Origin of the sequence: Streptomyces sp. NPDC044984 (assembly GCF_040646935.1) — a bacterium.
GTDB lineage: Bacteria > Actinomycetota > Actinomycetes > Streptomycetales > Streptomycetaceae > Streptomyces.
Window position 1 is genome coordinate 62348 of sequence record NZ_JBEZBE010000009.1, and the last position, 24757, is coordinate 87104.

At 71.5% G+C, this 24757-nt stretch carries 20 protein-coding genes and 1 tRNA gene; 9 read left to right on the forward strand and 12 right to left on the reverse strand.

Going from position 1 to position 24757, the window contains the following annotated elements; translation table 11 throughout:
• Positions 1-144: 144 nt before the first annotated feature.
• The gene (hutU, locus tag AB0A94_RS12335; RefSeq protein ID WP_361742788.1) at positions 145-1827 is read right to left on the reverse strand and encodes a urocanate hydratase; all 1683 of its coding nucleotides are present in this window, start codon (positions 1825-1827) and stop codon (positions 145-147) included.
• A gap of 127 nt (positions 1828-1954) precedes the next feature.
• Here hutU and AB0A94_RS12340 point away from each other — a divergent pair, with 127 nt between their 5' ends.
• A complete protein-coding gene (locus AB0A94_RS12340; protein ID WP_361742791.1) occupies positions 1955-3367 on the forward strand; it encodes a diaminopimelate decarboxylase in 1413 nt (470 codons plus the stop codon).
• A 74-nt stretch (positions 3368-3441) separates the two neighbouring features.
• On the opposite strand, the gene AB0A94_RS12345 is transcribed toward AB0A94_RS12340, so the two are convergent.
• Together AB0A94_RS12345 and AB0A94_RS12350 are read right to left on the reverse strand one after the other, a co-directional pair.
• A complete protein-coding gene (locus tag AB0A94_RS12345; protein WP_361742793.1) occupies positions 3442-4026 on the reverse strand; it encodes a hypothetical protein in 585 nt (194 codons plus the stop codon).
• A 105-nt stretch (positions 4027-4131) separates the two neighbouring features.
• Positions 4132-4974: a MurR/RpiR family transcriptional regulator gene (locus tag AB0A94_RS12350; protein WP_361742796.1), complete on the reverse strand. Its 843-nt coding sequence runs from the start codon at positions 4972-4974 to the stop codon at positions 4132-4134.
• Positions 4975-5242: 268 nt separating this feature from the next.
• On the opposite strand from AB0A94_RS12350, the gene AB0A94_RS12355 reads away from it, so the two are divergent.
• Together AB0A94_RS12355 and AB0A94_RS12360 are read left to right on the forward strand one after the other, a co-directional pair.
• On the forward strand, positions 5243-6940 hold the full coding sequence (locus tag AB0A94_RS12355) for an LCP family protein (protein WP_361742799.1): 1698 nt from the start codon (positions 5243-5245) through the stop codon (positions 6938-6940).
• An 85-nt stretch (positions 6941-7025) separates the two neighbouring features.
• Entirely contained in the window at positions 7026-7448 is a 423-nt protein-coding gene (locus AB0A94_RS12360; RefSeq protein ID WP_361743231.1) for a hypothetical protein, read from the forward strand.
• A 378-nt stretch (positions 7449-7826) separates the two neighbouring features.
• On the opposite strand, the gene AB0A94_RS12365 is transcribed toward AB0A94_RS12360, so the two are convergent.
• On the reverse strand, positions 7827-9215 hold the full coding sequence (locus AB0A94_RS12365) for a cystathionine beta-synthase (protein ID WP_361742802.1): 1389 nt from the start codon (positions 9213-9215) through the stop codon (positions 7827-7829).
• 163 nt (positions 9216-9378) lie between these two features.
• On the opposite strand from AB0A94_RS12365, the gene AB0A94_RS12370 reads away from it, so the two are divergent.
• The 3 genes from AB0A94_RS12370 (at position 9379) to AB0A94_RS12380 (ending at position 13311) form a co-directional block, all read left to right on the forward strand.
• A complete protein-coding gene (locus tag AB0A94_RS12370) occupies positions 9379-10404 on the forward strand; it encodes an SGNH/GDSL hydrolase family protein (protein WP_361742805.1) in 1026 nt (341 codons plus the stop codon).
• A gap of 622 nt (positions 10405-11026) precedes the next feature.
• On the forward strand, positions 11027-12247 hold the full coding sequence (locus tag AB0A94_RS12375) for an acetyl-CoA C-acetyltransferase (RefSeq protein ID WP_361742808.1): 1221 nt from the start codon (positions 11027-11029) through the stop codon (positions 12245-12247).
• A 284-nt stretch (positions 12248-12531) separates the two neighbouring features.
• Positions 12532-13311 (forward strand): hypothetical protein, encoded by a 780-nt coding sequence (locus AB0A94_RS12380; protein WP_361742810.1) that lies wholly within the window; start codon positions 12532-12534, stop codon positions 13309-13311.
• Between the two features lie 32 nt (positions 13312-13343).
• Here AB0A94_RS12380 and AB0A94_RS12385 read toward each other — a convergent pair whose 3' ends face one another.
• Positions 13344-13655 carry a hypothetical protein gene (locus tag AB0A94_RS12385; protein ID WP_361742813.1) on the reverse strand — a complete coding sequence of 104 codons (312 nt, stop codon included), beginning with the start codon at positions 13653-13655 and terminating at the stop codon, positions 13344-13346.
• Between the two features lie 102 nt (positions 13656-13757).
• Between AB0A94_RS12385 and AB0A94_RS12390 the strand changes: the two genes are divergently transcribed.
• Complete coding sequence (locus AB0A94_RS12390) at positions 13758-13988, forward strand: DUF4287 domain-containing protein (protein WP_361742816.1); 231 nt, start codon at positions 13758-13760, stop codon at positions 13986-13988.
• Between the two features lie 84 nt (positions 13989-14072).
• Here AB0A94_RS12390 and AB0A94_RS12395 read toward each other — a convergent pair whose 3' ends face one another.
• Both AB0A94_RS12395 and AB0A94_RS12400 read right to left on the reverse strand, forming a co-directional pair.
• The gene (locus AB0A94_RS12395; RefSeq protein ID WP_361742819.1) at positions 14073-14966 is read right to left on the reverse strand and encodes a Bax inhibitor-1/YccA family protein; all 894 of its coding nucleotides are present in this window, start codon (positions 14964-14966) and stop codon (positions 14073-14075) included.
• A 459-nt stretch (positions 14967-15425) separates the two neighbouring features.
• A tRNA-Leu gene (locus AB0A94_RS12400) sits at positions 15426-15512 on the reverse strand.
• Between the two features lie 391 nt (positions 15513-15903).
• On the opposite strand from AB0A94_RS12400, the gene AB0A94_RS12405 reads away from it, so the two are divergent.
• Complete coding sequence (locus tag AB0A94_RS12405) at positions 15904-16674, forward strand: ABC transporter ATP-binding protein (protein WP_361742822.1); 771 nt, start codon at positions 15904-15906, stop codon at positions 16672-16674.
• 65 nt (positions 16675-16739) lie between these two features.
• Positions 16740-19268 carry an FtsX-like permease family protein gene (locus tag AB0A94_RS12410; protein WP_361742825.1) on the forward strand — a complete coding sequence of 843 codons (2529 nt, stop codon included), beginning with the start codon at positions 16740-16742 and terminating at the stop codon, positions 19266-19268.
• Positions 19269-19335: 67 nt separating this feature from the next.
• Here AB0A94_RS12410 and AB0A94_RS12415 read toward each other — a convergent pair whose 3' ends face one another.
• The 5 genes from AB0A94_RS12415 to AB0A94_RS12435 form a co-directional block, all read right to left on the reverse strand.
• Positions 19336-20634: a cyclopropane-fatty-acyl-phospholipid synthase family protein gene (locus AB0A94_RS12415; protein ID WP_361742828.1), complete on the reverse strand. Its 1299-nt coding sequence runs from the start codon at positions 20632-20634 to the stop codon at positions 19336-19338.
• Between the two features lie 265 nt (positions 20635-20899).
• Entirely contained in the window at positions 20900-22291 is a 1392-nt protein-coding gene (locus AB0A94_RS12420) for an NAD(P)/FAD-dependent oxidoreductase (protein ID WP_361742830.1), read from the reverse strand.
• A gap of 442 nt (positions 22292-22733) precedes the next feature.
• Positions 22734-23675 (reverse strand): Ppx/GppA phosphatase family protein, encoded by a 942-nt coding sequence (locus AB0A94_RS12425; protein ID WP_361742833.1) that lies wholly within the window; start codon positions 23673-23675, stop codon positions 22734-22736.
• A complete protein-coding gene (locus tag AB0A94_RS12430) occupies positions 23672-24205 on the reverse strand; it encodes a DUF501 domain-containing protein (protein WP_361742836.1) in 534 nt (177 codons plus the stop codon). The genes AB0A94_RS12425 and AB0A94_RS12430 overlap by 4 nt, the downstream gene beginning before the upstream one ends.
• Before the next feature lie 29 nt (positions 24206-24234).
• Complete coding sequence (locus tag AB0A94_RS12435; protein ID WP_361742839.1) at positions 24235-24714, reverse strand: septum formation initiator family protein; 480 nt, start codon at positions 24712-24714, stop codon at positions 24235-24237.
• Between the last annotated feature and the right edge of the window lie 43 nt (positions 24715-24757).

Genomic DNA, 24757 nt, shown 5'->3' on the forward strand with positions numbered 1-24757 from the left:
GCGGGCGGTCGTTCCGCGGGGCACCGGGGGAACCTCCCGTGCCGTCCGGGCCGTGGGGGAGGGCGGGCGCACCCGGGCCCGCGGGCGACGACGTCTCCGCCTCCACCGAGGAGCTGCCGCCCTTCACCGAGGAGTTGCCGTCCTTCACGCCGGGTCACCCTCACGCATCGGCACGCGGACACCCCGCTCGTCCGCCACCGACTCCGCGATGTCGTACCCGGCGTCGACATGCCGGACGACGCCCATGCCGGGGTCGTTGGTGAGCACCCGCCGGATCTTCTCCCCGGCCAGCGCGGTCCCGTCGGCCACCGTCACCTGCCCGGCGTGGATCGACCGCCCCATGCCGACGCCCCCACCGTGGTGGAGGGACACCCACGACGCCCCGGAGGCCACGTTCACCATCGCGTTCAGCAGCGGCCAGTCGGCGATGGCGTCGGACCCGTCCAGCATCGCCTCGGTCTCCCGGTAGGGGGAGGCCACCGAACCGCAGTCGAGATGGTCCCGCCCGATCACGATCGGGGCGGCCAGCTCCCCGCTCGCGACCATGTCGTTGAAGCGCTCGCCGGCCTTGTCGCGCTCGCCGTAGCCGAGCCAGCAGATGCGGGCGGGCAGGCCCTGGAAGTGGACGCGCTCCCCCGCCATCCTGATCCACCGGGCCAGGGACTCGTTCTCCGGGAAGAGGTCGAGAACCGCCTTGTCGGTCTTGGCGATGTCGGCGGGGTCACCCGACAGCGCGGCCCACCGGAAGGGCCCCTTGCCCTCGCAGAACAGCGGCCGGATGTACGCCGGCACGAACCCCGGGAAGGCGAACGCGCGGTCGTACCCGGCGAGCTGCGCCTCACCGCGGATGGAGTTGCCGTAGTCGAACACCTCGGCGCCGGCGTCCTGGAAGCCGACCATCGCCTCGACGTGCCGGGCCATGGACTCACGCGCGCGGGTGGTGAAGCCGGCCGGGTCCTTCGCCGCGGCGTCCGCCATGTCGTCGAAGGCGATCCCGACGGGGAGGTACGCCAGCGGGTCGTGGGCGGAGGTCTGGTCGGTGACGATGTCGATGGGCGCGCCCATCGCGAGCAGCTGCGGCACCAGCTCGGCGGCGTTGCCGAGGACCCCGATGGACAGGGGGCGCCGGGCGTCGCGGGCCTCGACGGCCAGCCGCAGGGCGTGGTCGAGCGAGTCCGCCTTCACGTCCAGGTACCGGTGCTCGATGCGGCGGTCGATCGCGCGGGGGTCGCAGTCGACGCAGATCGCGACGCCGTCGTTCATGGTGACGGCCAGCGGCTGGGCGCCGCCCATCCCGCCGAGTCCGGCGGTGAGCGTGATGGTTCCGGCGAGGGTGCCGCCGACCCCTTTGCCTACTGAATGCAGCTTCGCGGCGACGGCGGCGAAGGTCTCGTAGGTGCCCTGGAGGATGCCCTGGGTGCCGATGTAGATCCAGGAGCCGGCGGTCATCTGCCCGTACATGGTCAGGCCGAGGGCCTCCAGGCGGCGGAACTCCTCCCAGTTGGCCCAGTCGCCGACGAGGTTGGAGTTGGCGATGAGGACCCGCGGTGCCCACTCGTGGGTCTGCATGACGCCGACCGGGCGGCCGGACTGGACGAGCATCGTCTCGTCCTGCTTGAGGGTCCTCAGCGTGCGGACCATGGCGTCGAAGGAGCGCCAGTCGCGGGCCGCCTTCCCCGTGCCGCCGTAGACGACGAGCTTGTCGGGGTGCTCGGCGACCTCCGGGTCGAGATTGTTCTGCAGCATCCGCAGGGCGGCTTCCTGCTGCCAGCCCAGGGCGCTCGGTTCGGTGCCGCGCGGTGCTCGGACAGTGCGGGGTCCGGACATGGTCTGCCTCCTGTGCTGCCGTACTGCGGACGATTGCTACAGATATTCACATACTCGTGTTCTGAATAGAACTAGTCAAGACGGGGACGGGTCGGCGCGGCCGTGCGGGGGATGTTTGGCTGGACGCATGCGCTCGGACACGGAGAACGCGGACGGGACGGAGGACGGGGTGGCCCACGACGACGGCCGGACGGACGAGGTGGACGCGTACGCCGAGGGGCGGGCGGCCCGGCGGGACGCCGCGGTACGGGCCGCCGTGGAGCAGGGGCTGCTCGACGCCGGCACCCCCTTGGTGGCCCTGCTCGACGTGACCGGCATCCGGGAGTCGGCGGCCGAACTGCGGACGGCGTTCGAGGCGGTGACGCCGCCCGGCACGCCCGTGCTGCACGCCTTCGCGGTGAAGGCGAGCCCGCTGGTGCCGGTGCTGCGGCTGTTGCGCGCGGAGGGCGTCGGCGCGGAGGTGGCCAGCCCGGGTGAGCTGGCGCTGGCGCGGGCGGCGGGGGTGGAACCCGAGCGGACGGTCCTCGACTCACCGGCCAAGACACCCGCCGAACTGCGGGAGGCGCTCGCGCTGGGCATCGCCGTCAACGCGGACAACCCGCAGGAGCTGGCCCGCCTCGACGCCCTGATGGCGGGATCCGGCTCCCGCTCCCCCCTCGGCATCCGGGTGAACCCGCAGGTCGGCGGCGGTTCCATCGAGGCGCTGTCCACGGCCACGGCGACCTCGAAGTTCGGGGTGGCGCTGCACGACGAGGGCGCGCGGGAGTGGGTCGTACGGGCGTACCTGGACCGGCCGTGGCTGACCCGGCTGCACGCGCACACCGGTTCCCAGGGCATCGCGCTGACGCTGATGGCGCGGGGGGTCGCTCAGACGTACGAACTGGCGGAGGAGATCAACCGGCGCGCCGGACGGCACCAGGTCGACACCGTCGACATCGGCGGCGGACTGCCGGTGAACTTCGCCTCCGAGGCGAGCACACCGACGTACGGCCGGTACGCGCGGCTGCTGAGCGAGACGGTGCCGGGGCTGTTCGACGGGCGGTACGGGCTGGTCACCGAGTTCGGCCGGTCGCTGCTGGCCAAGCACGGCACGGTGGTCGCGCGCGTGGAGTACGCCAAGAGCGCGGGCGGGCGCCCGGTCGCGGTGACGCACGCGGGCGTGCAGGTGGCGACGCGGACGGTGTACGCGCCGGCGTCGTGGCCGCTGCGGATCGCCGCGTACGACGCGAAGGGGCGGCCCAAGGAGGGCCCGGCGGTCGTGCAGGACGTGGCGGGACCGGCCTGCTTCGCGGGCGACCTGCTCGCCCAGGGGCATTCCCTGCCCCTGCTGGAACAGGGCGACTACGCGGCGGCGCTGGACACGGGCGCGTACTACTTCGCCCACCACTACGCCTACAACTCGCTCCCCCGCCCCGGCGTCCACGGCTTCACCCCGGACGGCACGGGAGGCGTCACCTTCGCGACGGTACGCGCGCCCCAGACGCTCGAGGAGATCGTGGCCGAAGCGGGCGCCGCCCACACCGACGCCCTGCTCCCCTAGGGGCGCCGGGCGGGGCCGGCCCGCGGCCCCGCCCCGCGGGCGCGATCACCCACGACACCCCCGCGGAGAACCCCTCAGACGAGGGCCGGCGCCCGGCGACGGGCGCCCCCGGGCGCCGCGTCACCCGCCGCGACACCGGTCGTCCGGTACCCCTTGACCGCCTTGCCCGCAGGCCGCCCCGCTCCCGCGCGGAGCCAGTCGACGCGCACCCACAGCAGGACCTCGTCCGCCCGCTCCAGGCGCCCGATCCAGGCCGCCTTCAGCCACAGGCCCGCCCCGCACCCGGCGAGCAGCAGGCCACCGGCCGCGGGCACCGCGAACTCCGTGCCCAGCGCGGCGAGGAAGGCGAGCAGCAGCCACCAGCGGTGCCCGCGACGCCAGTTGCGGACGGTCACCGCCCGGTCCTGGAGCACGTCGTGCCGGCCCGCCCGGACCGCCGAACGGGCCGACGCGCGGTACCGCCCCCGCCGCCCGTACGCCACGACGGCCGCCGCCACGAGGAACAGCGCGGCACCCGCCAGTACCCCGATCCGGCGCCCGGTCAGTCCCGGCACCAGTGCCCCGGCGCCCGCCGCGACGACCCCCAGCCACCACAGTGGCGCGGCCCCCGCCCGCACGACGACCGCCACCCGGGCCAGCCCCTGTCCTCCACGTGTCATGTCCGGCCTCCCGTCTCTCACGTCAGTGGGAGACGGGAGGTTAGCGGCGCAAGGTGAGACGAGTCTGAGAAGACGGGCGAACCGCCCCCGCCGTCCCGCGGGCCGTCAGTCCACGAACAGCCCGCGCGCCGCCGCCTTCGCGTCGAACTCTTCCAGCCGCGCCTGCGCGTCGGGCAGGTCGTCGCACATCGCCTCCAGCAGCGCCCGGCCCAGCAGCATCGGCGCGCACGCCGTGTCGAAGGCCAGCCCGGTACCGACGGCGGCGGGCAGCAGCAGGTCGGACACCTTGGCGACCGGCGCGAACGGGGAGTCGGCGACGGTGACCACGGTCAGCCCCGTCTCCTTGGCACGGTCGAGGGCGTCGACGACCTCGCGGGGGTGCCGGGGCAGCGCGAAGCACAGCAGGGCACTCGCCCCGGCCCGCGCGGCGGCGTCGATCCGGTCGTGGAGCATCGTGCCGCCCTCGTTGAGCAGCCGTACGTCCGGATGGACCTTGGCGGCGAAGTAGGCGAACCCGTGCGCCTGGGCCGCCGCGGCCCGCAGCCCCAGCACGGGCAGCGGCCGGCTCCCGGCCAGCACCCGGCCCGCCTGCCGCACCGGCCGGGGGTCGGCCAGCACCTCCGCCAGGTGCCGCAGGTTCTCGATCTCGGCCTCGACGGCCTGCTGGTACGCGTTGTACGAGCCGGATTCCGGTGCCGGTTCGGCGGGCGCGACCTCGCGCAGATGCCGCCGCAGGGCGGGATAGCCGTCGAAGCCGAGGGCGACGGCGAACCGGGTCACGGACGGCTGGCTGACCCCGGCCAGCTCGGCCAGCTCCACGCTGGACAGGAACGGCACGTCGGCGGCGCGCCGCACCATGCTGTGCGCGATGCGCCGCTGGGTCGGCGTCAGCCGGTGCCCCTCGAAGAGCGCCTGGAGGCGCGCGGCGGGGCTCTCGGTGCCGCTCATGACCTGACTCTCCCTCGACGCCTCGACCTATTCACTCATCGAAATCCCTGCATACCGTTATACAGGGGCACGCGAGGCCGCGCCGACCACGCGTCGCGATGGGCGGGGATCGCACACTGTGCCCGTTTCGGCGACAGATCCGGAACTCGACGATTTTGTTACGACGTCACCGCATCCCGAACGGGCCGGATAGCGTAACTCGTCGAACAATAGAGCGTCTTGAGGCGCAGGCGACCCATGTGGCACCCGACGGAGGACTGGTAGAGGCGTGGACGCGCAGAGTCGTGGGCAGGCGGACGGAACCGATCCTGCCGACCAGTGGGTACTCAACCCGGGGACCGGTGAATACGAACTGCGGCTGAACGATTCTGCGGAGCAGCCGAGAACGCCCCGTCCCCGCAGTGCCCCACGCCCCGGCCCCGGCTCCACCGCGCCCGCCCGCGTCCCCGGCCAGCGCGGTCGCCGCGCCGCGCCCGCCACGGAGGACACGCCCGCCCCCGGCAGCCGCAAGCGCAAGCAGAAGAGGAGCGGCAAGAAGAAGGCGCTGATGTGGACGGGGGGCGCCCTCGGCCTGGTCCTCGTGGGCGGTTCGGCGTTCGCGTACTACTGGTACGACCGCCTCTACGGCAACATCAACACCGTCGACATCGGTGACGTGGGCAGCGACGAGGCCATGGCGGACGGACCGGTCAACCTCCTGGTCATCGGCAACGACGTCCGCACCGGCGAGGGCAACGAGGCCTACGGCAACCGGACCAACGTCACCGGCCACGCCGACACCACGCTCCTCTTCCACGTGGCCGAGGACCGCACCAACGCGACCGTGGTGAGCATCCCCCGCGACCTGATGATCAAGATCCCGGACTGCGAGTCCAGACAGTCCGACGGTTCCACCAAAAAGATCCCCGGCTCGACGGTCGCCACCAAGTTCAACGAGTCCTACGGGGTGAACGGCCGCGATCCGGGCTGCACCATGCTCACCGTCGAGGAGATCACCGGCCTCGAGCTCGACCACTTCATGATGTTCGACTTCAACGCGGTCAAGACGCTGTCCACCGCGGTCGGCGGCGTCAAGGTGTGCCTGGAGAAGCCCATCAAGGACCTGGACGGCGGCTCCGGCCTCGACCTGCCGGAAGGGGAGAGCACCATCGAGGGCGAGGACGCGCTCTCCTTCCTCCGCAACCGGCACGGGCTGAAGAACGAGAGCGACCTGGACCGGATCGAGATGCAGCAGAAGTTCGTCGCGTCGATGCTGCGCCAGCTGAAGGAGGACACGCTGGACAGCCCGTCGAAGATGCTCGACGTCGCCGACGCGGCCACCAAGTCCCTCACCGTGGACAAGGGCATAGGCAGCCCCAACAAGCTGCTCACCCTCGCCAGGGAACTCGGCAAGATCGACCTGAAGAACATCACCCTGATGACCCTGCCGGTGGTCGACAATCCGGCCGAGCCCACGCCCGTCACCGTCGTACTGCACCCGGTCGAGGCCCCGAAGCTCTTCAGCATGCTGCAGAGCGACGTCTCCCTCACCGAGGTGAAGAAGAAGGAGAAGGACGCCAAGGACAAGCAGGCCGAGCTGCTGGAGGGCACCCGGGCGGAGGCGTCCGAGATCAGCGTCGACGTCTTCAACGGCGGCGGCCCGGGGGGCGCCGCGCAGGACACCCTCGTCTGGCTGCAGACCAGCGAGGGCGTGGCCAGGTCCACCAACAGGGGCAACGCCCCGGCCGACGTCGACAAGACCCGGCTGGAGTACGCCCCGAACCAGGCCGGTCAGGCCCGCAAGCTCGCCGACCTGATGGGCCTGCCCGCCTCGGCCATGAAGCCCGGCACGACGGACGCCGACGCGACGACCCCGATGACGCTCACCCTCGGCCCCGACTTCACGAAGGCCGGCGTCTCCATCACCCCGCCGAAGAAGGTCGACGTCAAGCAGTCCCGGGCCGACGAGAAGATGTGCAAGAAGTAGCGGCGCGGCGAACCCGAGACCGAGTGGGGGGTTACCCCCAGTGCCACCGGCCTTCCGCCTCCCTACCGTGGGACGCATGACCGGAATGGACGCGCGGGACACCGAGCTGAAGAAGGAACTCGACGCCTCCCTGCAGGCCCGCAGGGAGCTGGGCGAGGAGTACGAGTCCGCGCTGGTCGACTCGTTCCTGGAGAAGGTCGACCAGCGCATCGACGGCGCGGTGGAGCGCCGGGTGCGCCGGCAGTTCGCCGAGCAGCAGATGACGGCGGCCCGGGACTCGCGGTCGCCGAGGGCCACGGACACCTGGGGCGAGCGCTTCGGCTTCGGGATCGTCTCGCTGGTCCTGGCGGTGCCGCTGTCCGCCATCGGCGGGGGTGTGGGCCATCTGCCCGGTCTGGTGGTCGCCTGGCTGGGCATCGTCGGCGTCAACGTCGTCCAGGCCGCCCGGACCAACCCGGGCCTGTTCGGCCGCCGCAAGGCCTCCCGCGACGACGGCTGGGAGGACTGAGACCGTCTGCGCGGGGACCGCCGCACCCCCGTCACCGGGGGGCGGGACGACGGCGGTCCCCGCGGGGGACGCGCGCCCGTTGAGGCAGGCCGCGCGTCCGAGGCGTCCATGGAGGTCCGGGAGCCGCTCCGGAGGTCCTTCGACGCCGTTCGGTCGCCGGCCGGAACGGGGAGCCGCTCCCGTTCCGCCGACACCCACCAATCTGCCGGACCCGTGTTAAGCGAGTGCTGCGCGGACGTGACACGCTCGTACCACTTCCGCGAAGTCCACGAAGATCGTCATCGCGTCGGCACCCCGCCGTTCACGGCGGGTCCACCGTCACTTCACCCGACGGTCCGTCACTTCGTCCGACGGTCCGTCACTTCACCCAACGGGCCGTCACTTCCCGGTCCTGGCGAGGAAGGACAGCAGGTCCTGGCGGCTGACCACACCGGTCGGCTTGCCCTCGACGAGGACGATCGCCGCGTCCGCCTCGCCCAGGACGGCCATCAGGTCCGCGACGGGCTCACCGGAGCCGACCTGCGGCAGCGGCGCGGACATGTGCTTCTCCAGCGGGTCGTCGAGCGAGGCGCTCTTGCTGAACAGCGCGTCCAGCAGCTCCCGCTCCACCACCGAGCCGACGACCTCGGCGGCCATCACGTCCGGGTGACCGGCGCCCGGCTTGACCACCGGCATCTGCGAGACGCCGTACTCACGCAGCACCTCGATGGCCTGGCCGATCGTCTCGTCGGGGTGCATGTGGACGAGGGAGGGGATGTGGCCGCCCTCCTTGTCGCTCAGGACGTCGCCGACGCGGGCGCTGGGGCCGGCGTCCTCCAGGAAGCCGTAGTCGGCCATCCACTCGTCGTTGAAGATCTTGCTGAGGTAGCCGCGGCCGCTGTCCGGCAGCAGGACGACGACCACGTCGTCCTCACCGAGCCGCGAGGCCACCTCCAGCGCCGCCACGACCGCCATGCCGCAGGAGCCGCCGACCAGCAGGCCCTCCTCCTTGGCCAGGCGCCGGGTCATCTGGAAGGAGTCCTTGTCGGAGACGGCGACGATCTCGTCCGCGATCCCACGGTCGTACGCGGTCGGCCAGAAGTCCTCGCCGACGCCCTCCACCAGGTACGGCCGCCCGGAGCCGCCGGAGTACACGGAGCCCTCGGGGTCGGCGCCGATCACCTTCACGCCGCCGTCGCTGACCTCCTTCAGGTAGCGCCCGGTCCCGGAGATGGTGCCGCCGGTGCCGACGCCGGCCACGAAGTGGGTGATCTTCCCTTCCGTCTGCTCCCACAGCTCCGGGCCGGTGGAGTGGTAGTGGGAGAGCGGGTTGTGGGGGTTGGAGTACTGGTCCGGCTTCCAGGCCCCCGGCGTCTCGCGCACCAGCCGGTCGGAGACGTTGTAGTAGGAGTCGGGGTGCTCGGGCGCCACGGCGGTCGGGCAGACGACGACCTCGGCACCGTAGGCCCGCAGTACGTTGATCTTGTCCGTGGACACCTTGTCCGGGCAGACGAAGATGCACTTGTAGCCCTTCTGCTGGGCCACGATGGCGAGCCCGACCCCGGTGTTGCCGCTGGTCGGTTCGACGATGGTGCCTCCGGGCCTGAGCTCCCCGCTCCGCTCCGCCGCCTCGATCATGCGCAGGGCGATGCGGTCCTTCACGGAACCGCCCGGGTTGAAGTACTCCACCTTGGCCAGGACGGTCGCCCTGATGCCCTTGGTCACGCTGTTGAGCCGCACCAGCGGGGTGTTGCCGACGAGGCTGATCATCGAGTCGTGGAATTGCACCGTTGTCTCCGGATGCTGCAAAAGGTGTGGTCGTAGTGGTGATGCCAGCCTAGGCCCTCGCCGGTCCGAACCCGGCCGGGTCGTTCACCCGCCGTGAGGATTGGAGCACGGTCCGTGCGGGGCAAGCACTGGGTGTACGGGTTCGAGGAGGTGGCGGCGAGGCATGACGGGCTTGTCGAGGGCGAGGGTGGCCCGGCGGATCGCGGCCGGCGCGGCGTACGGCGGCGGGGGCATCGGTCTGGCCGGGGCGGCCACCGTGGGACTCCTGATGGCCGAGGCCCAGCTGGCACGGCGCCGCGTGGGCAACGGCACGACGCCTCACGTGCCGAACGCGGACGGGCTGTACGGGGCGGCGTACACGGTGCCGGGCGAACCGGCGCTGCGGCTGACGATGCTGGGCGACTCCACGGCGGCCGGGCAGGGCGTGCGCCGGGCCGGACAGACGCCGGGCGCGCTGCTGGCGTCGGGTCTCGCGGCGCTCGCGGAACGTCCGGTGGGACTGAGCACGGTCGCGGCGCCCGGGGCCTGTTCCGACGACCTGGACCGGCAGGTGACGCAGGCGCTGGCGGACCCGTCCCGGGTGCCGGACGTCTGCGTGATCATGGTCGGCGCCAACGACGTCACCCATCGCATGCCGCCCACCCAGTCCGTGCGCCACCTGTCCTCGGCGGTACGACGGCTGCGGACGGCCGGTGCGGAGGTGGTCGTCGGCACCTGCCCCGACCTCGGCACGATCGAGCCGGTGTGGCAGCCGCTGCGCTGGCTGGCCCGCCGGGCCTCGCGGCAGCTGGCGGCGGCGCAGACGATCGGGGCCGTCGAGCAGGGCGGGCGCACGGTGTCGCTGGGCGATCTGCTGGGGCCCGAGTTCGCGGCGAACCCGCGCGAGCTGTTCGGGCCGGACAGCTATCACCCCTCGGCGGAGGGGTACGCCACCGCCGCGATGGCGGTGCTGCCGACGGTGTGCGCGGCGCTGGGGCTGTGGCCGGCGGAGGAGGAGCGTCCGGACGCCGCCCGCCGCGAGGGGTTCCTGCCGGTGGCCCGGGCGGCGGCGGAGGCGGCGTCGGAGGCGGGCACGGAGGTCACCGCGGCGATGCCGGCGGGTGCGCGGGGGCGGTGGGCCCTCTTGAAACGCCGCCGGCGCCGCAGGGTCACGGAGGCGGAGCCGGAACCTTCGACCCAGCCGTCGTAGCGGCGGCCGCGCACGCCACACCGCCGCAGCCGCGGGCAGTCGTGCCACACCGACGCAGCCGCGGGCAGTCGTGCCACACCGACGCAGCCGCGGGCAGTCGTGCCACACCGACGCAGCTGCGGGCAGTCGTGCCGCTGGGGCGGCACGGGTGGGCGCAGCGGCACCCGGCAAGCGCCGGCGAGTGACACGGCACCCGGCCCTCACCGGTCAGCGGTGCCGGTGCGGGCCGGGGGGTGTCGCGCAGCCCGGCGCTCACGGGGTGCCGTCGCGCCCACCCGTGCCGCCCTGCGGCACGACTGCCCGCGGTGGGCGGGGCGTACGGCACGACTGCCCGCGGTGGGCGGGGCGTACGGCACGGCTGCCCGCGGTGGGTGGGGCGAGCGGAGTGAGCAGCACGACTGCCCGCGGTGAGCGGAGTGAGCAGCACGACTGCCCGCGGTGGGCGGAGTGAGCGGCGCGGCTGCCCGTGACCGCGGTTCACCCAAGCAAGCGCTTAGACAGTTGCGGTCCATGTCACATCGCGTCAGTCGTGACCCCGCCCATACGTCCGGGTAACTTCCCAAGAAGTCCCGCACCAACCAACCGGTATGCCCTCCCGCCGCCCCTCACCCCTGGAGCCGTGATGCCCGAAGCCGTGATCGTCTCAGCCGCCCGCTCCCCCATCGGCCGCGCCTTCAAGGGCTCCCTGAAGGACCTGCGCCCGGACGACCTGACCGCCACGATCATCCAGGCCGCCCTCGCCAAGGTCCCCGAGCTGGACCCGAGGGACATCGACGACCTGATGCTCGGCTGCGGTCTTCCCGGTGGCGAGCAGGGCAACAACCTCGGCCGCGTGGTCGCCGTGCAGATGGGGATGGACCACCTCCCCGGCTGCACCATCACCCGCTACTGCTCGTCCTCGCTGCAGACCTCCCGCATGGCCCTGCACGCCATCAAGGCCGGTGAGGGCGACGTGTTCATCTCGGCCGGCGTCGAGACGGTCTCCCGCTTCGCCAAGGGCAACTCCGACAGCCTCCCGGACACCCGCAACCCGCTGTTCGCCGAGGCCGAGGCCCGTACCGCCGCCGTCGCCGAGTCGGAGGGCTCCACCTGGCACGACCCGCGCGAGGACGGCCTGGTGCCCGACCCGTACATCGCGATGGGCCAGACCGCGGAGAACCTGGCCCGGCTCAAGGGCGTCACCCGCCAGGACATGGACGAGTTCGGCGTCCGCTCGCAGAACCTCGCCGAGGAGGCCATCAAGAACGGCTTCTGGGAGCGCGAGATCACCCCGGTGACCCTCCCCGACGGCACGGTGGTCGGCAAGGACGACGGCCCCCGCGCCGGCGTCACCATGGAGGGCGTCCAGGGCCTCAAGCCGGTCTTCCGCCCCGACGGCCTGGTCACCGCCGGCAACTGCTGCCCGCTCAACGACGGCGCCGCCGCGCTCGTCATCATGAGCGACACCAAGGCCCGCGAGCTCGGCCTCACCCCGCTCGCCAGGATCGTCTCCACCGGCGTCTCCGGCCTCTCCCCCGAGATCATGGGCCTCGGCCCGGTCGAGGCGAGCAAGCAGGCACTGGGCCGCGCCGGCCTCACCATCGACGACATCGACCTGGTCGAGATCAACGAGGCGTTCGCCGCCCAGGTGATCCCCTCCTACCGCGACCTCGGCATCCCGCTGGAGAAGCTGAACGTCAACGGCGGCGCCATCGCCGTCGGCCACCCCTTCGGCATGACCGGCGCCCGCATCACCGGCACGCTGATCAACTCCCTCCAGTTCCACGACAAGCAGTTCGGCCTGGAGACGATGTGCGTCGGCGGCGGCCAGGGCATGGCGATGGTCATCGAGCGCCTCAGCTGACCCCCGTACCACGGGCTCCCCGTAGCCGTCGCGGTACGGTCGGTGAGGCCAGGGCCAGGGCCCCCGGAAGCTCCGGGGGTCCGGGTCGTTTCGTGATCCAATCTCCCCCAGGATGTGACCTATCTCCCTCGCCGCAGGGATTCACGCAGGTCAGGACCGGGCCCCTTTCGGGCTCACCACCAAAGACCTGTCCGTTTCGTGACGTTACGCACTGACAGATGGTTAGTCCGCCCTTCAAGCTGATGTAGGAAGTCGGGGGTCGACTTTGAACCGGGAGTACGTCAGTGAGCGCCATGCCGATCGCCCTGCTGATCACCACGGCCGCCACCGGCGCCGTGGGCGTCGCCGTCCTGCGCAGCATCATGGTGCTGCGCCGACAGGTCGCGGCCCTGCACACCGCGCTGGCCGAGAACGGCGCCCCGACCACGCGCGCGCACGTTCCCCCCGCCCGCACGGCCGGCACCGACGAGATACGCGCCGCCGTGGCGGAGGCGCTCGCCGAGGAGCGGGAGCGCGAGCTCGCCGAGGCGCGGGCCTTCTGGGCCGCCCAGGAGGCGCGTGACGCGTCCGACGCGCCGTCCCTGCTGGGTCTGGCCGACAGTGAGCTGTTCCTGCCCCGGCAGGCCGATTTCGCGGGCCTGGAGCCGGTGAGCGAGCCGGGCGCGGAGGCCGAGGAGCACTCCGGGGACTCCCCGGAGCTGGCCGCGGCCCGCCGCCGTCACCCCTCGCACCCGGACTTCGTGCCGAACCCCTCGCCGGTCGTGAACGACCACGAGCGCACGGTGGCCGCCCTGGAGGAGCTGGCCGCCGACCGGACCGAGCTGACCGACGTCCGTCCGGGCCCGCTGGGCACCCTCGACGTCTACGTCTTCGCCGACGGGACGACGCTGTGCATGACGCCGGGCCACCGCGAGACCGCGGAGCGTCTGGCAGCGGCCCTGCGCGCGGGCGAGACCCCGTTCCTGCTGGGCGGTTCCGGCATCTCGGGGGCGTACACGCTGACGTTCTCCTGCGGTGAGGAGAACGTCTACATCCTGGCGGACCGCGTCATCGCGTCCCTCTGACCCGGGCCGGCTCCGGACCGACTCCGGGCCGGCTAGACCCCGGCGCGCTCGCGCGCCTCCTCCACCAGTCGTACGGCCTCCCGTACCTCGTCCTCGTTCTTCAGTACGAGCGCCAGGTCGTGGCCGGCGACGGTGATCTGGTCGGCGGCGGCGAACATCCCGGCGTCGGGCATCTCGCGGGGATCGGTGCCCGGCTCCTCGACGAGCTGGGTGCGCCGCGCCAACTCCCTGGCCAGGGCGAGCGCCTCGGCGGCCCCGCCCCGCTGCAGCCTGCTCTGCGGCGCGGCCCGCAGGCGGTCGGCGAAATGATCCACGGCACGGGTGAAGGGCGTCGTATCAACCACGCGGCGAGCGTACGCGGCGCGGCGGGACTGTTGCCAACGGGCGAACGCTCAGGCACGGTGACCTGAAGGACCGGCTCACACCCCATGCGTCCGGAGGCGCCGATGTCCCAAGTCTTCTCCGCAGAGACCCACCGCAACATGCTCGCCCGCATCCCCCACTGCACCGGTCGTGAGATCTCCGACTGGCTGCGCGCCGTCGAAGAAGGCCCGGCGCTCTTCCGCTTCGAGGAGAAGGTCAGCTGGCTCCGGCACGAGTACGACCTGGCGTACGGCCACGCCAAGGCGATCGTCCACGAGTACGACCTGAGGAGGGCCGCGCGCAAACTGCTCTGACGCGCGCCGGCACGACGAAGGGCCCCGGGTGGGAACCCGGGGCCCTTGTCCGTGTCGCCGGCAGCGCCGGCGTACTGGTCAGTACTAGTCGCTGCTGTTGAGGATCGAGATGAGCCGCAGGAACTCCATGTAGATCCACACCAGCGTCAGCGTGAGGCCGAAGGCGGCGAGCCAGGCCTCCTCGCGCGGGGCACCGTAGGCGATGCCGTCCTCGACCTGCTTGAAGTCCAGGGCGAGGAAGCAGGCACCGAGGATGATGCCGATGACGCCGAAGACGACGCCGAGCGCGCCGCTGCGGAAGCCGAGGCCGTCACCGCCGCCGAACACCGCGAACAGCAGGTTCACGGCCATCAGCAGGATGAAGCCGAGCGCGGCCGCCATCACGAAGCCGTAGAAGCGGCGGTTGACGCGGATCCAGCCGGCCTTGTAGGCCACCAGCACACCGGCGAAGACCGCCATGGTGCCGATCACGGCCTGCATGGCCGCGCCGTCGGCGATGCGGTTGTCGACGATGCTGGAGATGACGCCGAGGAAGACGCCCTCGAACGCGGCGTACGTCAGGATCAGCGCGGGCGTGGGCTTGCGCTTGAAGGACTGCACGAGCGCCAGGACCATGCCGATCAGCGCGGCGCCGATGCCGATGCCGTAGGACCGGCTGATGTTGGCGTCGTCGACCGGCAGCAGCGCCCAGGAGAGCGCCGCGGTGACGATGAGCACGCCGAGCGTGGTGCCCGTGCGCATGACGACGTCGTCGATGGTCATCCGGCCGGTGGTGGCCGGGGCCTGCGGCGGTGCGCCGTACTGCAGGTCCTGCTGCGCGTAGGGGTTCTGGGCGTACGGGTTGCCCGTCGGCTGCGCGTACGGGTTGGCCTGCGTGGCGACAGCGGGACCCCCGGCCTGCGGCGCGGTGTTGAAGCCCGCGTAGCCGTTGTCGCGGCCGAACCCCCGTCGCGAGAAGACCGGGTTACTGCTCCTCATTTCACTCCTCCATGGCCACACAGCGCGGCCTTGGCTCAAGAGTAATAGGTAGGCAAAGGAATGACCCTAATGCTTGGGGAGGATCTTTCCCTCGTTGTGCTGCGCAACACGCTACGCGGCCGGGTGATTCCCTTCACGCCCAGGACCCGAACCATGACCGGACCGGTACCGGGCCGGTACCCGTCCGGTACCCGCGGCGGCTCCGGTCACCCGACCGGACGACCGCGCGGTGACCCGGGGCCCGGGAGCGGGCCGGGGAGCGGGCCCGGGCGGCGGGATGCGCACCGGCCCTCACACGGGCTCCCGCCCGGCCTCCCCGGACCACCCGAGTACGCGCACCCGCGATCGCACGGGAGCGTCCGTCACCGAGGGGGCGCGGGTGATGATCGACTGCCGGGAGTGCCGGGTTCCCGGCCGGGCCCTCGCGGGGCGGTCGTCGCACGGGAGCGGCATACGTGGTGGTGCCCGGAGCCGGACTCGAACCGGCACGCCCGCTCAGGGGCAGCGAGGTTTAAGCTCGCCGTGTCTGCATTCCACCATCCGGGCAGGCCGTGGGCTCCGCTTCGCGGTTCCGAGCCTATCGGTGGCCCTCCCGCGGCCAGCGGCGGGAGAGACCGATCTTGTCTTATTTTATTGGCGCCTGAGGGTGCATCAGACCTTGGAACTCGCCGTCAGCACGTGCCAACAGCCTTGCGTGTGACGCTCCGTCATGCACGTGGAATGACGGAATTTCACCGTCGGAACAGGGGTGCTCCACCTGTTCCGCGCGCCCCCGGCTCAGGGCCCGCCGTCATCCCCAGGTATGACACCGCGCCCGGTGGTCCCTCCCGAGTCCCCCTCCGGAACCGGAGCAGCGGGTGACTACACGGCGGTGAAGCGGCGGAACGATGGACGGCGTCCCCCGAGAACACGTCGTCCCGACAGGAGCGTCCATCCCGTGACCACCGCATCCCTCGCCGACCGGACCACCGCCGTGGCCGCGCGCGCCACGGAGCTTTCGAAGACCTACGGCCAGGGCGAGACCCGGGTGGTCGCCCTGGACCGGGTCTCCGTCGCCTTCCAGCAGGCCGAGTTCACCGCGATCATGGGCCCGTCCGGGTCCGGCAAGTCCACGCTGATGCACTGCGTGGCCGGCCTCGACACCTTCTCCTCCGGTTCCGTGCGGATCGGTGAGACCGAGCTGGGCTCGCTGAAGGACAAGCAGCTGACCAGGCTGCGCCGGGACAAGATCGGCTTCATCTTCCAGGCGTTCAACCTGCTCCCGACGCTGTCCGCGCTGGAGAACATCACCCTTCCGATGGACATCGCGGGCCGCAAGCCGGACAAGGAGTGGCTGGACACCGTGATCCGGATGGTGGGTCTTTCGGACCGGCTGAGCCACCGGCCCTCGCAGCTGTCCGGCGGTCAGCAGCAGCGGGTCGCCGTGGCGCGGGCGCTGGCGTCCAAGCCGGACATCATCTTCGGCGACGAGCCCACCGGAAACCTCGACTCCCGCTCCGGCGCCGAGGTGCTCGGCTTCCTGCGCAACTCCGTGCGCGAGCTGGGACAGACCGTGGTCATGGTGACCCACGACCCGGTGGCCGCCGCCTACGCGGACCGGGTGGTCTTCCTCGCGGACGGCCGGATCGTGGACGAGGTGCACGGGCCGACGGCCGACTCGGTGCTCGACCGCATGAAGCGGTTCGACGCCAAGGGCCGCACCAGCTGACACCCCGCCCCGCGCGTCTCCGCCCGCCCCCGCCCCCTCGTACGTCTGGACTCGAGAAGACTCCCATGTTCCGTACCGCCTTGCGCAATGTCACCGCGCACAAGGCCCGGCTCCTGATGACCGTGCTCGCCGTGATGCTCGGCGTGGCCTTCGTGTCGGGAACCCTGGTCTTCACCAACAGCCTCTCCGACGCCCTGCAGAAGCAGTCCGCCAAGGGCTTCGACCACGTCGACGTAGCCGTCACCCCCAAGTGGAAGGAGGCCGAGGGCGACAAGGCCGGCGAGTACCCGGAGCTGACCCGCGCCCTGGTCGACGACAGCGCCGCCGTGCCCGGCGCCGCGCGGGCCATCGGCACCGTCCAGGGCTTCACCGCGATCGCCGACAAGGACGGCAAGCTGCTCGGCGACGGCTTCCAGTCGCAGGGCGGCAACTACTGGGGCACCAAGGACCCCCGGTACCCGCTGGTCAGCGGACGCGCGCCGAAGGGCGAGGGCGAGATCCTCATCGACTCCGAGACCGCGAAGCGGGCCGGCTACGAGGTCGGTGACAAGGTCAGGATGTCGGTCGACGGTCCCGTCCTGGAGCCGGTGATCACCGGCGTCTTCACCACCGACGACGGCAATGTCGCGGCCGGCGGCAGCCTCACGCTGTTCGACACGGCGAGCGCGCAGAAGCTGTTCGGCAAGGCGGGCACCTTCGACGAGATCGCCGTCAAGGCGAAGGACGGCGTCAGCGACACCGAACTGCGGGCCCAGCTGGAGAAGGCGCTGCCCTCCGACGTCGTGGAGACCACGACGGGCACGCAGCTCGCCGACGACCAGGCCGAGGCGATCGCCTCCTCGATGAGCGGTCTGAAGCAGGGTCTGCTGGTGTTCGCCGGCATCTCGCTGTTCGTCGGTACGTTCATCATCGCCAACACCTTCACCATGCTGGTCGCCCAGCGCACCAAGGAACTGGCCCTGATGCGCGCGGTCGGCGCCTCCCGGCGCCAGGTCACGCGGTCGGTGCTGATCGAGGCGTTCGTGGTCGGCGCGGTCGCCGCCGTCGTCGGACTCGTCGCGGGCGTCGGCATCGGCGCGGGTCTGCGCTCCCTGATGGGGACGCTGGACGCACCCATGCCCGACGGGCCCCTGGTGATCACTCCCGGCACGGTGGCCTCCGCGTTCGCGGTCGGCATCCTGGTGACCATGTTCGCCGCGTGGCTGCCCGGCCGCCGGGCCGCGAAGATCCCGCCGGTGGCGGCGATGAGCTCGGTGCACGCCCAGGCGACCACCAAGTCGCTGGTGCTGCGCAACACGCTGGGCGCGCTGTTCTCGGCGGCCGGTGTCGCGGTGGTCCTCGCGGCCACGACGATGGACGGCACCGACGGCCAGGCCCCCATGGGGCTCGGCGCCGTACTGCTGATCATCGGCGTCTTCGTCCTGACCCCGCTGCTGTCCCGCCCGCTGATCGCCGCCGCGGCCCCGGTGCTGCGCGTCTTCGGGGTCTCCGGGAAGCTGGCCCGGCAGAACTCGGTGCGCAACCCGCGCCGTACCGCCGCCACCGCGTCCGCGCTGATGATCGGGCTCACCCTGATCACCGGGATGACGGTGATGGCCGGCAGCCTGCAGAAGTCCATCGACGAGATGGCGGCCTCCGCGATCGAGGCGGACTACATGGTGTCCATGGCGAACGGGCACCCGCTGTCGCCGGACGTCGAGAAGGAGCTGAAGCGGTCCGGTGGCGTCACCGCCACCAGCCCGATGCGCAACGCGTACGCCCTCGTCGACGGCGAGGACGAGTACCTGACCGGCGTGAACGGCGCCACGTTCGGCGAGCTGACCGAGTTCACGGTGGTGCAGGGCGCCTTCGAGGTCGGCGGCACGCGGGTCGTCGTGGACGAGGACACCGCGAAGTCGTACGGCTGGAAGGCCGGTTCGGACTTCACCATCGTCTACGAGGACGACGAGAAGCAGAAGCTCACGGTCTCCGGCATCTATCAGGCCAACGAGATGATGAGCGGCATCATGATCGACACCGCGACCCTCGATCCGCACGAGGAGGAACCGGCCGACATGATGGTCATGGTGAAGACCGCCGACGGTACGTCCGACGCGGTGAAGGACTCCCTGGAGAAGGCCCTCGGCAGCAACCCCGCGATCAAGGTCCAGGACAAGCAGGACCTCTCCAACGAGATCGCGAAGATGTTCACCCTGATCCTGAACATGGTCTACGGCCTGCTGGCGATGGCGGTGATCGTGGCGGTCCTCGGCGTGATCAACACCCTGGCGATGTCGGTGTTCGAGCGCTCCCAGGAGATCGGCATGCTGCGGGCGATCGGCCTGGACCGCACGGGCATCAAGCGGATGGTCCGGCTGGAGTCCCTGGTGATCTCGCTGTTCGGCGCGGTGCTCGGCCTCGGTCTGGGCGTCTTCTTCGGCTGGGCGGCCGGTGAGCTGGTGGGCTCGAGTATGGCGACGTACGAACTGGTCCTGCCGTGGGCCCGGATGGGGATCTTCCTGCTGCTGGCCGCGGTGGTGGGTGTGCTGGCGGCGCTGTGGCCGGCGCGGCGGGCGGCCCGGCTGAACATGCTGCAGGCGATCAAGGCCGAGTAGGAGTCACCGCATCGGCCGTGACGCGGGCCCCGTTCCGGGTGGAGCGGGGCCCGTCGTCGCGTGCGGGTCAGTTCCAGGTGCGGGCGCGCAGGGGGAGGGCGGAGGCGCCGGACTCGGGGGTTCTGACGGCGAGGACCTGGTTGACGCCGATGCGGTTGCGTTCGAAGGCGAGGGCGGACGCGGCCATGTACAGCAGCCAGACGCGGGCCCGTCCCGGGCCGGCGAGCGACACCGCGCGGGCCCAGTCCGCCTCCAGGTTCGCCACCCAGCGGCGCAGGGTGAGCGCGTAGTGCTCGCGGATCGACTCGACGTCGCGCACCTCGAAACCGGAACGTTCCAGCAGGGACACCGTGGTGCCCAGCGGGGCGAGTTCGCCGTCGGGGAAGACGTAGGCGTCGATGAAGGAGTCCACCCGGTACGACGTCTCGTCCCGCTGCGGGCGGCGCGCGATCTGGTGGTTCAGCAGCCGTCCGCCCGGCTTGAGGAGCCGGTGCAGGGCGGTGGCGTACTCCAGGTAGCGCTCGGATCCGACGTGTTCGGCCATGCCGATGGAGGAGACGGCGTCGTACGGGCCGTCCGTGACGTCGCGGTAGTCCTGGACGCGGATCTCGACGCGGTCGGTCAGGCCCTCGTCGGCGACGCGCTTGCGGGCGTAGGCGGCCTGTTCGTGGGAGAGGGTGACGCCGACGACGTCCACGCCGTGGTCGCGGGCGGCGTGGACGGCCATGGAGCCCCAGCCGCAGCCGACGTCCAGCAGGCGCCGGCCGGGTTCCAGGGCGAGCTTGCGGGCGACGAGTTCGAGTTTGTCGTGCTGGGCCTGTTCGAGGGTGCCCCGCGGGGGCGGGGCGGGCCAGTAGGCGCAGGAGTACACCATGGACGGGCCGAGGACGATCTCGTAGAAGTCGTTGCCGACGTCGTAGTGGTGGCTGACGGCGCGCCGGTCGCTGTGCCTGGTGTGCAGGCCGCGGCGGGGGCGGCGGGCCTCCTCGCGGGGCGGGGCGGGCGGCAGCGGGAGGCCCGCGAGGGCGATCAGTCCGCGGGCGGTGGAGCGGAAGGCGGGGTCGCGCAGGGCCTGGGTGAGGGTACGGGCGTCCTCGCCGCGCTCCCAGACGAGGCCGGCGATGCGGTCGAGGGCGGTGTAGAGGTCGCCCTCGACGGCGAGGTCGCCGGCCACCCAGGCGCGGGCGAGGCCGAGTTCGCCCGGCTTGAAGAGCAGGTGGCGCAGGGCCCGGCGGTTGCGTACGACCAGGGCCGGGGCGTCCGGAGGGCCGGCCTGGGATCCGTCCCAGGCGCGGACGCGGACGGGGAGGGGGGTGCCGATCAGCTGTTCGATGTGACCTTTCAGCCGAGAGGCGGCGTCTGCCATGGTGTACACCTCCGTGACGGGGAATCCCGGAATGCCGTCACCACGTAAACACCTGGGAAGCGGGTTGGCAGTCCCGGCGCGCGTCGTCTCCGGGCGAAACGCCGGATCGCGTGCCGGGACTGCTCCTCGGGGGCTCCGCCCCGGAGTTCCGGGCACCGCCCGCCCACCCGGCCCGGCGGATGGGAACGTCCCCTCGGGAACGCCGAAGGGGCCGCCCGCACCACGGATGGCGGGCGGCCCCTTCGGGCGATTCGGTGACCGGGGGTCAGGAGGCCTTCGCCTCGGTCTTCTTCGGTTCCTGCTGGGCCGCCGCAGGCGCGGGCGCCGGCTTCGCCGCCTCGTAGAACTCGTCGCGCGGCGACTCGATCGCGCCCAGGGACACGACCTCGCGCTTGAGGAACATGCCGAGGGTCCAGTCCGCGAAGACGCGGATCTTGCGGTTCCAGGTCGGCATGGCCATGCCGTGGTAGCCACGGTGCATGTACCAGGCGAGCCGGCCCTTGAGCTTGATCTTCATCTTGCCGAAGACGATCATCGCGACGCCCTTGTGCAGGCCGAGGCCCGCCACCGCGCCCTTGTTGGCGTGGCTGTACTCCTTCTGCGGGAAGCCCCGCATCCCGGAGATCACGTTGTCGCCGAGGACCTTGGCCTGGCGCAGCGCGTGCTGGGCGTTCGGCGGGCACCAGGCGTTCTCGTTGCCGGCCTTGCGGCCCACGAGGTCCGGCACCTGGGCGTTGTCACCCGCGGCCCAGATGTAGTCCGTGCCCTTGACCTGGAGGGTCGGCTCGGTGTCGACGTGTCCGCGCGGACCGAGCGGCAGGCCGAAGCGGGCCAGCGCCGGGTTGGGCTTGACGCCCGCCGTCCACACGATCGTGTTGGAGTCGACCTCGAGTCCGTTCTTCAGGACCACGTGGCCGTCGACGCAGGAGTCCATCGACGTGGACAGGTAGACCTCGACGCCGCGGCCCTCGAGGTGCTCCTTGCCGTACTTGCCGAGCTTGGGACCCACCTCGGGGAGGATCTTGTCTGCGGCGTCGACGAGGATGAAGCGCATGTCCTCGCGGGACACGCTCTTGTAGTACTTGGCGGCGTCGCGGGCCATGTCCTCGACCTCGCCGATGGTCTCCGCGCCGGCGAAGCCACCACCCACGAAGACGAAGGTGAGCGCCTTGCGCCGGATCTCCTCGTCCGTGGTGGAGTCGGCCTTGTCCAGCTGTTCGAGGACGTGGTTGCGCAGGCCGATGGCCTCTTCGATGCCCTTCATGCCGATGCCCTGCTCGGCGAGGCCGGGGATCGGGAAGGTGCGGGAGACCGCGCCGAGCGCGATCACCAGGTAGTCGAAAGGCAGCTCGTACGCCTCGCCGACCAGCGGGGCTACGTGCGCGACCTTGCGGTCCTGGTCGATGCTGGTGACCCGACCGGTGAGGACCTCCGCCTTGGGCAGCACGCGTCGCAGCGGGACGACGACGTGCCGGGGGGAGATGCTGCCGGCGGCGGCTTCGGGAAGGAAGGGCTGGTAGGTCATGTACGACCGCGGGTCGACGACGGTGACGGTCGCCTCGCCGTAACGCATCTTCTTCTGGATGCGCCGAGCTGCGTACAGGCCTACGTACCCACCGCCTACTACGAGGATCCTGGGACGCTCCGTGGTGCTCATGCCATCGAGTATCCACCCGCCCCCGGGGGGTACCTCGTGCGCCCCTTCACAAGCTTCGAGAGGGCCTGTGTTACCATCCCCGGCTTCTTGATCCAGATCACAGCGCGAAGTGGGAACCGACACCCCGCGCGGGACGTTGTCAATGCCGCGTGAGCTGCCTCTCTGCCCGCCGACGGGCGATGTGAGGCCGACCCGCGAGCCTTCGCGGTGACCCCCGGCAAGGCACCCGCCACCACCTTCTGAACGTGTTCAAAGGGGTGTTGAGGGCCCGAATGGGTCAACTGGGTTGAGTTCTTCGTCCTCCCGGGGCCAATTCCTTGTGAAGAACTTCACGAACTTTCCCGGCGGGGCCCCGCCGAAGGGCCCGAAAGGCCCCCCGGAGGCCGCTCAAACGCCGTCCCGACCGCTCAGCGGAGTGCTCCTGATCAGCGGAGAGAGGGGGCTAGGCGATGGACCAGGCGATGCCGTCGAGGATGTCGTGCTCCGACACCACGACCTCCTCCGCACCGATCCGCTCCATGATGGCCAGGAGGACCAGGGCCCCGGCGCCGATCACGTCGACCCGGCCCGGATGCATGGAGGGCACCGCCGCGCGCTCGGCATGGGTGGACCGCAGCAGCCACTCGGTGATCTCGCGGACGCGGTCGCGGGAGACCCGGGAGTGGTGGATGGCCTCGGAGTCGTACTCGGGGAGGTCCTGGGCGATCGCCGACACGGTCGTGACCGAGCCCGCCAGGCCGACCAGGGTGTGCGCCTCGCGCAACGGGACCGTCTCCTCGGCGTGGTCGAGGGCGGCCTCGATGTCGACGCGCATCGCCGCGATCTGCTCCTCGGCCGGCGGGTCCGTCACGGCCCCGTCCCGCACCAGGTGCCGCTCGGTCATCCGTACGCATCCGACGTCCACGGAGCGGGCGGCGCGGACGTGGTCGTCACCGATGACGAACTCGGTCGAGCCGCCGCCGATGTCCACGACCAGGAACGGGCGGTGCAGGTCGGTCCGGCCCGTCAGCTCCCTGGTGGCCCCGGTGAAGGAGAACTCGGCCTCCTGGTCACCGGTGATGACCTCGGGCTCCACGCCCAGGATGTCCAGCACCCCGCGCACGAACTCGTCGCGGTTCTCGGCGTCGCGGGAGGCGGAGGTGGCGACGAAGCGCAGCTGCTCCGCGCCGTGCTCCTTGATGATCTCCGCGTACTCGCGGCAGGCGGCGAACGTCCGCTCCAGCGCCTCGGGCGCCAGTCGGCCCGTACGGTCGACGCCCTGACCGAGCCGGACGATCGTCATACGGCGGTCCAGGTCCGTCAGTTCGCCCGTGTCCGGGTCCGCGTCGGCCACCAGCAGCCGGATGGAGTTCGTACCGCAGTCGACGGCGGCGACTCGGGTCACCGGTCCTCCTCCTTCACGGGAAGCGTCACGCAGGCGCCCTTGCGCCACCACTGGGGCAGCATCGCCAGCGCCTCGTCACCCAGCGGGTTGACCCCGGGGCCCGCGGCCAGCGAGTGGGCGACCAGCACGTGCAGGCACTTCACGCGGTCCGGCATGCCGCCCGCGCTGGGGAAGTTCTTCAGCTCCTCGATCTCGTCGCGGCGCCGGATGTAGTCCTCGTGCGCCGCGCGGTACGCGGCCGCCAGCTCGGGGTCGGTGGCCAGCCGCTCCGTCATCTCCTTCATCACGCCGTTCGCCTCCAGCGTGCCGATCGCGGAGTTCGCCTTCGGGCAGGTGAGGTAGTAGAGCGTCGGGAAGGGGGTGCCGTCGGGCAGCCTCGGCGCGGTCTCCACGACGTCCGGCTGCCCGCAGGGGCAACGGTGCGCGATGGCGCGCAGCCCGCGCGGGGGCCGCCCGAGCTGCTGCTTGAAGGCCTCGACGTCCGCGTCGGTGGGCTCGGTGCGCGGGGTCGTGGGCGGGGGCGTTTCCATACTGTCTTTCTACGGCTTTCTGCAAAGGGTCACTGGTCGGCGGCGGCGTCGGCCTTGTCGACGCCGTCCCAGACGTTCGCGTACCAGGGGCGGTCGGCGGCTTCGAGATCCGTGCGGGACTTGTCCGCCGCACCCGGGTCGATGACGATGTAGCCGGTCTCGCCGGGCATGACGTAGTGCAGCCGCCTGCGGATCTCCTGCTCGGCGTACGCGTCGTCCTGCCAGCGCGCCTTCATGTCGCGCAGCCGTTCGACCCGCTGGCGGGTCTCCTCCTGCTCCTGCCGGAGGTCGGCGATGTCCGCGCGCTGGGAGACGTACTGCCGCATGGGATAGGCGAGGGCGACGATCAGGGAGCAGACCACCAGGGCGAGCAGCGCGGCCCGGCCGGTCAGCCGGGAGCGGCGGGCCTGGCGCTTGGTCTGCGAACGGTAGACCCGGGCCGCGGTCTGCTCACCGATCAGCCGGATCCTGGTCGCGGTGGAGAAACGGTCCCGGTCCTTGACCGCCATGTTCCGCCTCCGGTTCGCCTTCGTTCACCTTCATACGTGCGTA

Bases quoted from the DNA above. Each gene is read 5' to 3' on its own strand.
- AB0A94_RS12360 (WP_361743231.1), top strand. From the start codon at position 7,026: ATGGACGCGCGGGACACCGAGCTGAAGAAGGAACTCGACGCCTCCCTG.
- AB0A94_RS12350 (WP_361742796.1), bottom strand. From the start codon at position 4,974: ATGAGCGGCACCGAGAGCCCCGCCGCGCGCCTCCAGGCGCTCTTCGAG.
- AB0A94_RS12435 (WP_361742839.1), bottom strand. From the start codon at position 24,714: ATGGCGGTCAAGGACCGGGACCGTTTCTCCACCGCGACCAGGATCCGG.
- AB0A94_RS12375 (WP_361742808.1), top strand. From the start codon at position 11,027: ATGCCCGAAGCCGTGATCGTCTCAGCCGCCCGCTCCCCCATCGGCCGC.
- AB0A94_RS12345 (WP_361742793.1), bottom strand. From the start codon at position 4,026: ATGACACGTGGAGGACAGGGGCTGGCCCGGGTGGCGGTCGTCGTGCGG.
- AB0A94_RS12370 (WP_361742805.1), top strand. From the start codon at position 9,379: ATGACGGGCTTGTCGAGGGCGAGGGTGGCCCGGCGGATCGCGGCCGGC.
- AB0A94_RS12430 (WP_361742836.1), bottom strand. From the start codon at position 24,205: ATGGAAACGCCCCCGCCCACGACCCCGCGCACCGAGCCCACCGACGCG.
- AB0A94_RS12395 (WP_361742819.1), bottom strand. From the start codon at position 14,966: ATGAGGAGCAGTAACCCGGTCTTCTCGCGACGGGGGTTCGGCCGCGAC.
- AB0A94_RS12340 (WP_361742791.1), top strand. From the start codon at position 1,955: ATGCGCTCGGACACGGAGAACGCGGACGGGACGGAGGACGGGGTGGCC.
- AB0A94_RS12420 (WP_361742830.1), bottom strand. From the start codon at position 22,291: ATGAGCACCACGGAGCGTCCCAGGATCCTCGTAGTAGGCGGTGGGTAC.
- AB0A94_RS12390 (WP_361742816.1), top strand. From the start codon at position 13,758: ATGTCCCAAGTCTTCTCCGCAGAGACCCACCGCAACATGCTCGCCCGC.
- hutU (WP_361742788.1), bottom strand. From the start codon at position 1,827: ATGTCCGGACCCCGCACTGTCCGAGCACCGCGCGGCACCGAACCGAGC.
- AB0A94_RS12415 (WP_361742828.1), bottom strand. From the start codon at position 20,634: ATGGCAGACGCCGCCTCTCGGCTGAAAGGTCACATCGAACAGCTGATC.
- AB0A94_RS12410 (WP_361742825.1), top strand. From the start codon at position 16,740: ATGTTCCGTACCGCCTTGCGCAATGTCACCGCGCACAAGGCCCGGCTC.